11 protein-coding genes are annotated in these 13,083 nt (G+C 46.5%); 5 read left to right on the plus strand and 6 right to left on the minus strand.

Annotated elements, in window-relative coordinates; all coding sequences use genetic code 11:
• Positions 1-64: 64 nt before the first annotated feature.
• The gene (gene ileS, locus QZ938_RS20955; protein WP_293353120.1) at positions 65-3,634 is read left to right on the plus strand and encodes an isoleucine--tRNA ligase; all 3,570 of its coding nucleotides are present in this window, start codon (positions 65-67) and stop codon (positions 3,632-3,634) included.
• 261 nt (positions 3,635-3,895) lie between these two features.
• On the opposite strand, the gene QZ938_RS20960 is transcribed toward ileS, so the two are convergent.
• The 3 genes from QZ938_RS20960 to QZ938_RS20970 form a co-directional block, all read right to left on the minus strand.
• On the minus strand, positions 3,896-4,159 hold the full coding sequence (locus tag QZ938_RS20960) for a hypothetical protein (protein WP_293353118.1): 264 nt from the start codon (positions 4,157-4,159) through the stop codon (positions 3,896-3,898).
• Between the two features lie 36 nt (positions 4,160-4,195).
• The gene (locus QZ938_RS20965) at positions 4,196-4,489 is read right to left on the minus strand and encodes a hypothetical protein (protein WP_293153224.1); all 294 of its coding nucleotides are present in this window, start codon (positions 4,487-4,489) and stop codon (positions 4,196-4,198) included.
• 356 nt (positions 4,490-4,845) lie between these two features.
• Positions 4,846-8,376 carry a leucine-rich repeat domain-containing protein gene (locus QZ938_RS20970; RefSeq protein WP_293353116.1) on the minus strand — a complete coding sequence of 1,177 codons (3,531 nt, stop codon included), beginning with the start codon at positions 8,374-8,376 and terminating at the stop codon, positions 4,846-4,848.
• Positions 8,377-8,513: 137 nt separating this feature from the next.
• Here QZ938_RS20970 and QZ938_RS20975 point away from each other — a divergent pair, with 137 nt between their 5' ends.
• Together QZ938_RS20975 and QZ938_RS20980 are read left to right on the plus strand one after the other, a co-directional pair.
• On the plus strand, positions 8,514-8,714 hold the full coding sequence (locus QZ938_RS20975) for a hypothetical protein (protein ID WP_293353114.1): 201 nt from the start codon (positions 8,514-8,516) through the stop codon (positions 8,712-8,714).
• Complete coding sequence (locus tag QZ938_RS20980) at positions 8,714-8,965, plus strand: hypothetical protein (protein WP_293353112.1); 252 nt, start codon at positions 8,714-8,716, stop codon at positions 8,963-8,965. Before QZ938_RS20975 ends, QZ938_RS20980 begins: the two co-directional genes overlap by 1 nt.
• Positions 8,966-9,007: 42 nt before the next feature.
• Here the strand turns inward: QZ938_RS20980 and QZ938_RS20985 are convergent, their stop codons facing one another.
• Entirely contained in the window at positions 9,008-9,328 is a 321-nt protein-coding gene (locus QZ938_RS20985; RefSeq protein ID WP_293353110.1) for a DUF433 domain-containing protein, read from the minus strand.
• Positions 9,329-9,338: 10 nt separating this feature from the next.
• Positions 9,339-9,608 (minus strand): hypothetical protein, encoded by a 270-nt coding sequence (locus QZ938_RS20990; protein WP_293353108.1) that lies wholly within the window; start codon positions 9,606-9,608, stop codon positions 9,339-9,341.
• A gap of 28 nt (positions 9,609-9,636) precedes the next feature.
• Between QZ938_RS20990 and QZ938_RS20995 the strand changes: the two genes are divergently transcribed.
• Positions 9,637-9,867, plus strand: a complete 231-nt coding sequence (locus QZ938_RS20995) for a hypothetical protein (RefSeq protein WP_293353106.1) — start codon at positions 9,637-9,639, stop codon at positions 9,865-9,867.
• 346 nt (positions 9,868-10,213) lie between these two features.
• On the opposite strand, the gene QZ938_RS21000 is transcribed toward QZ938_RS20995, so the two are convergent.
• Positions 10,214-11,065, minus strand: a complete 852-nt coding sequence (locus QZ938_RS21000) for a leucine-rich repeat domain-containing protein (RefSeq protein ID WP_293353104.1) — start codon at positions 11,063-11,065, stop codon at positions 10,214-10,216.
• An 899-nt stretch (positions 11,066-11,964) separates the two neighbouring features.
• Here QZ938_RS21000 and QZ938_RS21005 point away from each other — a divergent pair.
• Positions 11,965-12,852, plus strand: coding sequence for an aspartoacylase (locus QZ938_RS21005; protein WP_293353102.1), 888 nt, complete (start codon positions 11,965-11,967; stop codon positions 12,850-12,852).
• Positions 12,853-13,083 lie beyond the last annotated feature (231 nt).

The following is a 13,083-nucleotide window of genomic DNA, read 5'->3' on the forward strand; positions in this document are numbered from 1 at the left end:
GACTTGATATCAACTCTCAGTTAACCGCTAACTACTAACTAAGTACAAAAAACGTTTCTGAACAATGGAAGCAAAATCCTACAAAGACACGGTAAATTTGCCCAAAACCAAGTTTGATATGCGCGCCAACGCTACCAAACGCGAACCAGAATTGCAACAATTTTGGGCAGATGAAGATATTTACGATCGCCTTTCCCAGGATAACCCGGGCGATTTGTTCATCCTCCACGACGGCCCGCCCTACGCCAACGGACAACTCCACATCGGCCACGCCCTCAACAAAATCCTCAAGGATTTTATCAACCGCTACCAAATGCTGCGCGGTAAAAAAGTCCGCTATGTGCCCGGTTGGGATTGTCACGGATTGCCGATCGAACTTAAGGTGTTGCAAAACATGAAATCGGACGATCGGCTCAATCTTACCCCGATCGACCTCCGCCGCAAAGCCGCCACTTTCGCCCAGGAAACAATGGCCCAGCAGCGGACATCGTTTCAGCGCTACGGCGTTTGGGGCGACTGGGAACACCCGTATTTAACCCTGAAACCCGAATACGAAGCGGCTCAAATCGGCGTTTTCGGTCAAATGGTGCTCAAAGGCTACATCTTCCGCGGCTTCAAACCCGTGCACTGGAGCCCGAGCTCGAAAACAGCCCTCGCCGAAGCTGAATTGGAATATCCCGAAGGCCACGTTTCGCGCAGCATCTACGTCGGCTTTCACGTCAGAAAATTGTCAAAATCCCTGCAAACGAAGCTCAAGCGCTATATGCCGAGCCTCTGGGCGGCGATTTGGACGACTACCCCCTGGACGATTCCGGCTAACTTGGCGATCGCAGTTAATCCCGAACTGATGTATGCAGTGGTGGAACCGCCGGCAGATTCGCACATCGCCCAACAATTTATGTTAGTTGCTGTCGATGCGGTCGATCGACTGTCGGCAACTTTCAACACGGAATTAAAAATACTCGCCACTTTCAAAGGCAAAGAATTAGAAGGCTGCACCTACAAACATCCCCTGTTCGATCGCGAAAGCCCGATCGTTGCCGGCGGCGACTACATTACCGCTGACTCAGGAACCGGATTGGTGCACACTGCACCCGGCCACGGACAAGAAGACTTTATCGTCGGAAAACGCTGCGGTTTGCCAGTTTTAACCCCCGTCGATGAAAACGGAAATTTCACCGCCGAAGCAGGACAGTTTGCAGGTTTAAATGTCCTCGGAAATGGCAATGCCGCAGTCATTGATGCCCTTGCGGAAGCAAATTGTTTGATTAAAGAGGAAGCTTATCCTCACTCGTATCCTTACGATTGGCGGACTAAAAAGCCGACGATTTTTCGGGCGACTGAACAGTGGTTTGCATCCGTTGAAGGGTTCCGCGACGAAGCATTAAAAGCAATTTCCGGTGTGAATTGGATTCCTGCCCAAGGGGAAAATCGGATCACGGCTATGGTTAGCGATCGATCGGATTGGTGTATTTCTCGCCAGCGGACTTGGGGCGTGCCGATTCCCGTCTTTTACGACGAAGAAACCAACGAACCTCTGTTAAATGAAGAGACGATCTCGCACGTGCAAGCTATCTTTGCTGACAAAGGTTCTGATGCTTGGTGGGAAATGTCGATCGCCGAATTGCTACCGGAATCTTACCGCAACAACGGCCGCACTTACCGCAAGGGAACCGACACGATGGATGTCTGGTTTGACTCCGGTTCTTCCTGGGCTGCTGTGGCGAAAGGGCGATCGGAATTAAACTATCCTGCTGATATCTATTTGGAAGGTTCAGACCAACACCGCGGCTGGTTTCAATCGAGCTTGCTCACCAGTGTAGCAACTAACGGCATCGCTCCTTACAAAACAGTTTTGACTCACGGTTTTGTGCTGGATGAAAAAGGCCGCAAGATGAGCAAATCTGAAGGCAATGTCGTCGATCCGGCGTTAGTCATCAAGGAATATGGCGCCGATGTTTTGCGATTGTGGGTGTCTTCGGTAGACTACTCCGCCGACGTGCCTTTAGGCAAAAACATCCTCAAACAGCAATCGGATGTTTACCGCAAGATTCGGAATACAGCGAAGTTTTTGCTGGGGAATTTGCACGACTTCGATCCGGCAAAAGATGCCATCGCTTTCGAGGAATTGCCAGAACTCGATCGCTATATGCTGCACAGAATGGGCGAAGTTTTTGCGGAAGTTCAAGAAGCTTTTGAAAGTTTCCAATTTTCGCGATTCTTCCAAACTGTACAGAATTTCTGCACGGTGGATTTATCTAATTTTTACTTGGATGTTGCCAAAGATCGACTTTACATCAGCGCGACAGATGCGCGTCGCCGCCGCAGTTGTCAGACAGTAATTGCGATCGCAGTCGAGAATTTAGCAAGGGCGATCGCACCTGTGTTGTGTCACATGGCTGAAGATATTTGGCAGTATCTTCCCTATCCAACTCCCTACAAATCAGTATTTGAAGCTGGTTGGGTGCAACTCGATCCTGCATGGCACAATCCAGAATTGGCGACTCGCTGGCAGTATTTGCGGCAAGTACGCGGCGAAGTTAACAAGGTTTTAGAACAGGCGAGGACTGAAAAGGCGATCGGTTCTTCTTTGGAAGCTAAGGTTTTATTATACGTTCCCGATGCTGCCAAAAGAGCGCAATTGCAAGGTTTGAATCCCAGCAGCGAAGAATTGGTGGATTACGTGCGATCGCAAAACGCAGCCATCCAACTAGCAGAAGAAGAGAAAGCCAAAGCAGTACAAGACAAACAAGAAGCCCAAGCAGCAAGTGTTGCCAAAGTCTTGACAGAAAAGACAGTTCATGTTGAAGAAGAAACTGTCGCCCAGGGCGATGCAGCTTCTGAAATAGTAGAGTATTCTGCCCCAGAAGCATCGGCTTTAGATTTGCAGGAAATGTTAGATAAAAGCGCCCAGTTTGTGGCGGATTTGCCTAACTACGCTGGCAACTTTTTCACAGAATACCAAAAAGTGCTGGTAGCGCTGGGGCTGTTAGCTTCTGTGGCGATAACTGCGAGAGTAACCCTAGCAGTTTTGGATACAATGAATCAGATTCCGCTGTTGGGCGGCTTGTTTGAAGTCATCGGTATCTTGTTTACAATGTGGTTTGCTTTCCGTCACTTACTGTTTGCAGAAAGCCGCCAAGAAATGGCACAAACAATAGATTCCCTGACAGCAGACGTACTTGGAAAATCAAAGGCATTGATGCTTGTAGAAACAGAGGCGATTGTGCTTTCACTGCCAGTAGAGACAGCCCTTGTACCAATAGAAACAGCCCCAGTCGAACAAGCGTTAGCAGAAACACCCCAAATCCCGAAAGCAGAAATAAGTGCGATCGCGCCCAAAGCAGAAATTCCTGCCGAAATAGCCGTACACCACCATTCTGCAAGTGCTAGCAACGGTGTAGACGAACTGCGCTACTTGTTCATTACATCAGAAGTAGAACTGATAGAATCCAATGCAGTGATGCAGGAATTGCCCTACAGTTACCAATCTCCAGAGTTAGCGATTGGTGTAGTCAAAGCAGACGGCCAAAAGTGCGATCGCTGCTGGAACTACTCGACTCACGTCGGAGAGTCGATCGAACATCCAGCAATTTGCGAACGCTGCGTATCAGCAGTAGACGGACAATTCTAATCGCCGTCTTCAACCCGCGGAGGCGGGTTTCGTTTGTGTAGACGCGGTTTCAACCGCCGTCTCTCTTCTCCAACTCTTGTGGGATGGGCTTCTAGCCCGTCCCAAACATACAATTTAAATGCGGAACACCCTAACAATATTGAGTCTAGATGACATCAAATCCGGTAACATCTGAATTATTCATTTCTCTATATCTCTCCCTCTGCGCCCTCTGCGCCCTCTGTGGTCAAAAAAATCCGATACAGCCGGAAACAAAATGATTCATCTCTGATTATCATTATCCCCTTCTGCAACTCTACCTTTCCTCCAGAAATTTAAGCAGAGAATAACAGCAAAAGGCAGAAAAAATACAACTGCTGGAACAATCCAAAAAGCACCACCGCCAATCAGAACATCGCCATCTGGAGTCGTACAACTAGAATTAGCCGCCTCAATACAGTCCCGCCATTTCCAGTACCGCACATAAAACAGATAAAAGAAAAAAGAAGAGCAAAACAGACAGACAGTCATGATAAGATAAGACATCTGATTGCACCAACAAGAATTGATTGAAAAAGTTTTCTATTTCTTATTGAAAAAACGGCAGACAAATTCACCAGGGTTGTTTTGTCCAAACCCCAAAACAGTGCCATCTTGCTTAACCGTACTGCGGCTGCGGCAATTGTAGACTTCCAGAGGCTGCTTGACTCCATCAACACTCAAAATCACCCTGTATTCCCAGTAGTTTTTCGCACTGCGCTTGATATCGACAATGCAAATCTCGCGCCCTCGATCGTGGCGACATACAGAAGCCTCAGCCGGAAGCGCGGCGCAGAAAAAACCGATTAATAGCAACAAGTAGCAAACATATTTCATGATTCGCGATCTATCGCCCTTATCATAATTTACATCCGAATGTATAGCAACCGCCGTATTAGGACAGGTTATTACATTTCTAATAAACCATATTTGTAGGGGCGGGTTCACCAACCATTTACGATCGCAATCAATAATCTCAAAAACCCGCCCCCACCTACGAACAATAAAAATGTACCGTAAATTTATTGTGGAATGTTCGCATAAATTATACCGTAAATTCATGATGGAATGTTCACATAAATTATCGCAGGGAGGGGGCGGGTTTTTGAGATTATTTTAAAAATTCCTAGATGGTTGGTGAACCCGCCCCTACAGCATTTTGGGATGTTTTTATGAAACAAACTGCATCTAATTTACCGTGCGGAAGGTAGCTTGAGTTCAATACCCACTTTTTGACCTAAATCGATCGCACTATTGGCAAAATCAGTCACGCCAGCGACACCAATGCCGATCGCAGTAGCCGCCCCAATCATCGCAGTCAAGCTCTTCTTTAACCTAGCTTTACTCCATTGGCTTTCCGGTTTCTTAATTTCCGCTTCGACATCTTCAATATCAATAATTACCCCTTCGCGGATGTCTTCAGGAAACTGCTTCGCGGTTTCACGCATCGATGAAATTAGTTTGAGGATTTCCGCAGTATTCGCGTTGTTGTTTTGCACGGATTGATTGTCAACTGCCGCGCTGTTCGATGAACCGCCGATATTGCCGGAAAAGTTAGCACCTTGAAAAGCACCTTGAAAGTTGTTGGTTTCAGAAGAATTTTGAGTCATTTTTGCTTCGGCTTTATTAATAATAGGTCTACTAACAGCTAGTTTAGCGATATCTACAAGGTCATCATATTCTCTTCCGTATTTTTCATCGCCCATTTGCCTTCTGCGCCGAAGTTCGATCGACTCATAGCCATCCAACAACGGCCGCAAATCCCAACTCTTTTTAAGTTTCCCCACCCGAACCTTAGTCTCGCCCATCTCCTCCAATCCTAGCAACTCTTCGTAATCCAGCGGATCGGCATCGGGATAACCGGGAACCGGCACCCATTGACTGATTTCCAGATTCGCAAAAGAATTGTGGATTTTGGTAAACGTATCCCGAATCATGCTGAGGAAAGAACGCCGCGTCGATTCCCGCCCGCTAACCGCGATCGAGATTTTTTCATCTTCCGGATCAGACTTAATTCGGGCGATATTATACACCTCAGTGCCTTCCGTGTACTCCAGCATTACCCCCGTGCGCCAGTGGGTGCTGTTGTGGATTTTCTCGTGCATGAGGACGATGAAACGGGAGAGGATGCTGTCCGGGAGGATGCGGTAGTGATATTGAAATTCCAGGGTTTCGCCTTCGAGTTGGGTGTTTTCCGGTTCTTCTTTGGGCAAAATGCCGGGGATGAGGAAAGTCGGCGCGGGACAATGGCTGAGGGGGAAGCAGAGTTGAAATTCGCCCATCAACTCGGTGAGACAGTTGTAACGGTGGCTGGGATATTTAGTTGAGTCGAGGATGCGGCTGAGTTCTGCGTAGGTGAGAATGCCTTTGGTTTTGACTTTGAGTGCGTCGTCGCTGAGGAGGGCATAGATGCCTTCTGTCACCCAGTGGGGATTGAGGATGTTGGTGGATTGCAGGATGGGGTGTTCGCGGAAGTTGAGGACAATGCCCAGGTTGTGCAGCAGTCCGAGTAGTTGGGTTTGGTCGGTTTCTGCGAGGATGTTTTCGGTGGCGCAGATGGTGGCGTATTCGCTGATGCTGATGAAGTCTTTGTCGAGGTTTTCCAGGCGCTGCTTGACTTGGAACCAGCTTAGCGGCAAAAGGTCGTAAACTTCTTTGAGCTGGGAAATTTCGGTGTGGATGGCGCTGCGGAGTTCGTCGATTCCGGTGCCGCTTTGGCAGGAGGTTTCGATAATCGCTTTGATGTTGGGATATTTATCGCGCAAGGCTTTGCGGTTGAGATCCAGGGGTTGTTCGTCGCACTTGTTGCCGACGAGGATGACGGGGGATGCGTCGCCGAAGCTTTCGATCAGTTTCAGCCAGTATTCGAGGCGGTTTTCGTCTTCGCTGGTGCGGCAGTTGGAGACGAGGAGGTAGAGGCTGCGTTTGGTGAGGAAAAATTGGTGGGTGGCGTGGTAGATTTCTTGTCCGCCGAAGTCCCAGACGTTGAGTTTGACTGGTTTGGTGTTGACTGTAATTTGCCAGTTTGTGATGTTGAGTCCGTCGGTTTGGGGTTCGTTGGGGTTGTATTGGTTGTGGGTGAGGCGGTTGATGAGGGAGGTTTTGCCGACGCTACCTTGTCCCAGGATCAGGAATTTGGCTTCGTGGAGGGGGCGGACTTTGTTGCGAAGTTGGCGGAGATAGTTGAAGATGGCGGCGGGAGTGCTGGGGTTTTCTTTGTCGCCGAGAACTTCTGGAGAAATGGGTAAGGGATTGCCGCGAAGGTCGAGTGTTTCAAGTTTTGGGATGGTTTCTAAGTATTCAGAAATCTTTTCAATCTGATTGTCCTCGAGGTAAAGCACTGTCAGATTCGACAGTTGTCTAATCGCATCTGAGATGAAAGTAATCTGATTGTTACCGAGGTCAAGCCATGTCAAATTGGACAGCTTGAAGATCGCCTCTGGGATGACGGTAATCTGATTGAAATTGAGGTCAAGCCATGTCAAATTAAACAGTTTGCCGATCGCCTCTGGGATGACCGTAATCTTATTGTGACCGAGGTCAAGCTCTGTCAGATTGGACAGTTGCCCAATCGCTTCTGGGATGACCGTAATCTTATTGTGACCGAGGTTAAGCTGTGTCAGATTGGACAATTGCCCAATCGCCTCTGGGATTGCCGTAATCTGATTGAAATCAAGGTTAAGCTTTGTCAGATTTGACAGTTTGACGATTGCATCTGGGATTAAGGTAATCTGATTGAAATGGAGCTCAAGCTGTGTCAGATTCGACAGTTGCAGGATTGCCTCGGAAATTTCAGTAATTTGATTGTAACCGAGGCAAAGTTGTGTCAAGTTGGACAGTTTGGCTATCGCTTCAGGGATGAGGGTAATCTGATTACGACCAAGATCAAGCCGTGTCAGATTGAAAAGTTTGAAGATCGACTCTGGGATGAAGGTAATCTTATTGGAATGGAGGTTAAGTTCTGTCAGATTGGACAGTTTGAAAATCGACTTTGGGATGAGGGTAATCTGATTACGACCAAGATCAAGCTGTGTCAGATTGGACAGTTTGAAGATCGACTCTGGGATGAAGGTAATCCTATTGGAATGGAGGTTAAGTTCTGTCAGATTGGACAGTTGCCCAATCGCCTCTGGGATTGCCGTAATCTGATTGAAATCGAGGTCAAGTTCTGTCAGATTGGACAGTTGTCCAATCGCCTCTGGGATTGCCGTAATCTGATGATTGCGACTGAGGTCAAGCTGTGTCAGATTAAACAATTGCGCGATCGCCTCTGGGATGGAGGTAATCTGATTTTGACGGAGGGAAAGTATTTTTAAGTTCGTTAATTGAAGAATAACATCAGGAAACTCAGTTAACTTATTCCCAAGAATTTGTTGTTTCTCCTCATCCCACTTCCCCAAAACCAACGTCTCAAGCTGCGTGCACTTGCCAATCTCCGGCGGCAATTCCTCCAACCCCAACCCCGCCAAATCCAATTCTGTGGAGCCCTCATCAGCCGCTTTGTCGATTAACTGCAACAACTCTTCTCGCGTCATGTCCTTTGTCTCGCCGTAGTCTTCTATTTTATTGTGACAGGATTTTTTGGTTGGTGGATAGCAGTTGACAGTTGACAGTTGACAGTTGACAGTTATTCTGGCTACCCGCGAGGAATCTAAGAAACCGGGTTTTTTTGAGTTTCTACGACTGTAGCGAAGTATTCTCGCAAAAACCCGGTTTCTGGCCACCCGCGCGTTATCTAAGAAACCGGGTTTTTTGGAGTTTCTGGGCTATCACCAACAATTCTGGCAAAAACCCGGTTTCTGGCCACTCGCACATCAGCCCTCAAGCTATAATTAACCAGCAACGCAAACTTATAGATTCTATGTCCACTATTGAACAAATCGAAGCCGCAATCCTCAAACTACCTCCCGGCGACTATCAAAAACTGGTGCAATGGCTCCTAGATATAGAATATCAACGCTGGAGCGAACAGCTCGAACAAGACATCCTTGGCGGTAAACTCGATACTCTGGCAGAAGAAGCACTAGCTGACTTTGAATCAGGGCAATACCGAGTAATCTAATGCACTATACAACCCGTCGTTTTTGGAATTGCTACGCTGCACTCCCAGAAAATGTGCAATCCACCGCCGATCGCGCCTATGAACTCCTCAAAGTCGATCCTAGTCACCCATCTTTACACTTCAAAAAAGTTGGCAAATATTGGTCAGTTCGAGCTGGGCAAAGTCATAGAGCTTTGGGTATAGAAATCAAGCAAGGAATTCTCTGGTTCTGGATTGGTACTCACGCAGAATACGACAACTTAATTAATTAGTAAAAGTCAAGTTTCTCTTGTCTTTTTGTGGATCTTGTGATTTCAATCATCGGTTTGATGAGAAACTATAGTGCGATCGATTTCTGCGCGGTGGCGATCGTAATAACGCCAAGCATTCTCTAAATCGAAACCCGACAAACCCGGATAATTACGAAGTAATTCGCCCTCATCAGCACCCTGTTGCTTCAGCGAAACCAGCGTCCAAACCGGAATGCGAGTGTTGCGAATTCGGGCATATCCTCCACACACTCCAGGCGTACTCTGAATCACCCTAGCCGAGAGTCTTTCTTGGAACAGCAAACTCTCTTCAGGTGTCAGCGACTCGATGACTTGAATTAAGGAGTCAACTAACTGAATGTTCATAGCTGGTAATTTACGGAATGTCGAATAGTGCGATCGATGAAACTATCATATCAAATTTCCCCAACACCAACTTCTCAAGCTGCGTGCACTTGCCAATCTCCGGTGGCAATTCCTCCAACCCCAACCCCGCCAAATCCAATTCTGTCCAGGCCTCATCAGCCGCTTTGTCGATTAACTGCAACAACTCTTCTCGCGTCATATTTTTTATCTCGCCGTAGTCTTCTATTTTATTGTGACAGGATTTTTCGCTTGGTGGGGAAGAGACGTAGGGATGAAGCATTTGGGCGACAATTTATCGGGAAAATCCGATGTTTTATGTCCAAATGCTTCATCCTCTTCAACGGGGGCGATCGCGAATCTCTCGCTGGGGCTGGGTGAAGCATTTGGGCATAGAATCCCTGGTGGGAAACATGAATAGTCGCCCAAATGCTTCACCCCTACATTTTGTTGCAGCGATAAAGATGATTGCGAGAAATGTTTATTTTGGTGCGATCGAGGAGCTCGTAGGGATGAAGCATTTGGGCGACAGTTTTAGTTAAAAACGCGATGTTTCATGTCCAAATGCTTCATCCTGTCCACGGGGGGGCGATCGAATTCGAGCTCACGCACGTCACAATCTAAGAAACCGGGTTTTTTTGAGTTTCTGCGCTATCACCAATTATTTTCGTAAAAACCCGGTTTCTGGCCACCCGTTTCGTAAAAACCCGGTTTCTGGCCACCCGCACATAATCTGGGGAGGAAAAAGGCTATGCAAATACTCGATCGTTGCGATCGCAAAATCTACACTCTTAATACAGCCTCACCCTTTCTATCATCGGTTTGATGAGAAACTATAATGCGATCGATTTCTGCGCGGTGGCGATCGCTCCACCGAGCATATCAAATTTACCTTAGAATCGGATTGCCCCGCAAATCTAGTTTTTCTAGATTCTCCATACAGTCGATCGCCCTTGGGATTGCTGTAATCTGATTATCATTCAGGTAAAGCTGTCTCAGATTCGACATTTGGGCGAGATTCTCAGGAATTTCTGTAATTTGATTGCTGCTGAGGTAAAGCTGTGACAGATTCGAGAGTTGCGCGAGATCCTCTGGAATTTCTGTTATCTGATTGTATCGCAGGTAAAGCTCTGTCAAATGCGACAATTGGGCGAGATCCTCTGGGATTGCTGCAATCTGATTTTTACTGAGATTAAGCTGTGTCAAATTCCCTAATTTTCCTAGCGCCTCTGGGATAGCGGCAATCTGATTGTTCGTGAGGTAAAGCTTTGTCAAATTCGACAATTGGGCGAGAGATTCTGGGATTTCGGTAATCTGATTATTATACAGGTCGAGGTCTGTCAGATTCGACAATTGGGCGAGAGAGTCGGGGATTTCGGTAATCTGATTGTAACTGAGATCGAGCAGTTTCAGCTTTGACAGTTTTCCGAGTGCTTCTGGGATGACAGCAATCCGATTATTATAGAGGTCAAGGTCTGTCAGATTCGATAGTTGGGCGATAAAATCTGGGATAGCTGCAATCTGATTGTAACTTAAGTCAAGCACTGACAGATGCGATAGTTGGCAGATAATTTCTGGGATTTCTGTTAAACCTATATTGCTTAAATCTAAACTTTCAAGCTGGGTACATTTGCCAATCTCCGGTGGTAATTCCGGCAACTCCAATCCCGACAAATCAAGTTTTGTAAATTTTTCATCAGTAGCTAGATTAATTCGTCGTAGTGCTTCATCGCGCGTCATATCCTTAGTCTCCGCGTGTGTTTCCCTGGTGTTGTGTTTCTATTCGGGCAGGGATTTGGAAAATCCGGAAAAATTGGCGCGTCGATATAAGGAATGAAAAATCAATAACTTGCACAATTACAGCCCAGAAGCCTTGATGCGAGGTAGAGTATTCCTCAAATTAGTCACCTTATTTATTTTTCATTCCTAAGGAACCGCATCAAGGTGAGAAACCGGGTTTCTATCATAAATAAACGTCCAAAATTGTCATTGCGAGGCACGAAGCAATCTTAGTCTTGGCGATTGGTTCGTGCCTCGCAATAACATATATCAGTTATTTGTGCATCTGGCGAGAAACAGGGTTTCTATGAGTTTATGGTTGGGTGACGATAAATATGGAAAGAAACCGGGTTTCTGAGGTATGTGTTACCAAGAGAACGCAAATGATGCTAGGCTTGGCATAGAAACTTGTTTGTTTTTGACACTCTCAGGGCTAAAGCCGCTGAGATTCTGCTGACAGAATAACTTTAATTATTACTAAAGTCTGATTCTCGCTACGATGGCCAAGCACCGTCTACTTAGTCGCCCAAATCAAGTTTGGGTTTCTAGCTACTTTTGTCATTTTAACGCTTTCTGAACCATCACTAAGCCAAAATGCGGTACGCTCAACAACCTGCTATTATTTGCCCTTTACTGTCATACTGTCATCAAGCTTGTGCCTAACCGTTGTTTCCAGGGGCGGGAATTTCTCCGTACTAGGATGTCTCAACACGTAGATGTTTGTTCTTACTCACTTGTCGAACATAATACAATATTTCAATAAAAATAGCAACAAGAAAGAACATGGGGACTTCAGTCCCCGTGCCGCTTCCCTCTCAGGACTAAAGTCGCTGAGTTTCCCGCATCCGGTATTAATTTTTATGAATCAAATTAAACGTGTTGCCATAGTGGGAGGAACCCACGGAAACGAACTCACAGGAGTATACCTTGTGAAGAAGTTCGATCGCGCGCCAGAGTTAATTGGGCGATCGACTTTTGAAACAATTACCATGTTAGCCAATCCCCAAGCCTGCGAAATTGGCAGACGCTACATCGACATCGACCTCAACCGCTGCTTTCGCCAGCAAGATTTAGAAAATCCTCGCCTCTCCAGCTACGAAGCCCAGCGGGCGAAAGAGATATATCACATTTTTAGCTCAAAAAACACCGATCGACAAAGCTTAATCGTGGATTTGCACAGCACCACATCGAACATGGGGCTAACATTTATTCTCGCCAGCCAGCATCCCTTTAACCTGCAACTAGCAGCTTATTTAACCTCTGTCTATCCTCACCTCAAGCTACTGGCTTCGCCAAGCAATCATCAAGATAGTCCTTTGTTGCGATCGATTTCTGAGTTAGGCGGTACGCTGGAAGTTGGCGCAGTCGCGCAAGGCGTGTTAGATGCGTCTTTATTTCAGCAAACCGAGCAAGTTATTGGGACAATATTAGATTGCACAGAAGCCTACAATCTAGGCACAATGCCCGTTGTCAATAATTCCCTGACTATTTATCAAAGCATTCGGGCGATCGACTATCCGAGAAACAACTCTGGAGAAATTCAGGCAATGATTCATCCCCAGCTACAATCGAGAGATTATGAAGGCTTGAATCCGGGCGATCCGATGTTTTTAACCTTTGAGGGCGAGTCTGTCTTGTATGAAGGCAAATCAACCGTATATCCAATTTTTATTAATGAGGCGGCTTACTACGAAAAAGGAATTGCCATGTGTTTTACCCAAAAGGAAATAGTTCTTCCTGGTTCGTAGTGAGGACTTTAGTCCTTAAAAAAATAGTTCTTCATGGTTCGTAGTGAGGACTTTAGTCCTTCTTAAATGGGGACTGAAGTCCTCACTACGAACCTTGCTTTTCCTGGTTCGTAGTGAGGACTTTAGTCCTTCTTAAATGGGGACTGAAGTCCTCACTACGAACCTTGCTTTTCCTGGTTCGTAGTGAGGACTTTAGTCCTTCTTAAATGGGGACTGAAGTCCTCACTACGA

This window comes from Microcoleus sp. CAWBG27, from assembly GCF_020883145.1.
Classification (GTDB): Bacteria; Cyanobacteriota; Cyanobacteriia; order Cyanobacteriales; family Microcoleaceae; genus Microcoleus.

Bases quoted from the DNA above. Each gene is read 5' to 3' on its own strand.
- ileS (WP_293353120.1), top strand. From the start codon at position 65: ATGGAAGCAAAATCCTACAAAGACACGGTAAATTTGCCCAAAACCAAG.
- QZ938_RS21000 (WP_293353104.1), bottom strand. From the start codon at position 11,065: ATGACGCGCGATGAAGCACTACGACGAATTAATCTAGCTACTGATGAA.
- QZ938_RS20975 (WP_293353114.1), top strand. From the start codon at position 8,514: ATGTCCACTATTGAACAAATCGAAGCCGCAATCCTCAAACTACCTCCC.
- QZ938_RS20995 (WP_293353106.1), top strand. From the start codon at position 9,637: ATGTTTTATGTCCAAATGCTTCATCCTCTTCAACGGGGGCGATCGCGA.
- QZ938_RS20985 (WP_293353110.1), bottom strand. From the start codon at position 9,328: ATGAACATTCAGTTAGTTGACTCCTTAATTCAAGTCATCGAGTCGCTG.
- QZ938_RS20980 (WP_293353112.1), top strand. From the start codon at position 8,714: ATGCACTATACAACCCGTCGTTTTTGGAATTGCTACGCTGCACTCCCA.
- QZ938_RS21005 (WP_293353102.1), top strand. From the start codon at position 11,965: ATGAATCAAATTAAACGTGTTGCCATAGTGGGAGGAACCCACGGAAAC.
- QZ938_RS20990 (WP_293353108.1), bottom strand. From the start codon at position 9,608: ATGCTTCATCCCTACGTCTCTTCCCCACCAAGCGAAAAATCCTGTCAC.
- QZ938_RS20960 (WP_293353118.1), bottom strand. From the start codon at position 4,159: ATGTCTTATCTTATCATGACTGTCTGTCTGTTTTGCTCTTCTTTTTTC.
- QZ938_RS20965 (WP_293153224.1), bottom strand. From the start codon at position 4,489: ATGAAATATGTTTGCTACTTGTTGCTATTAATCGGTTTTTTCTGCGCC.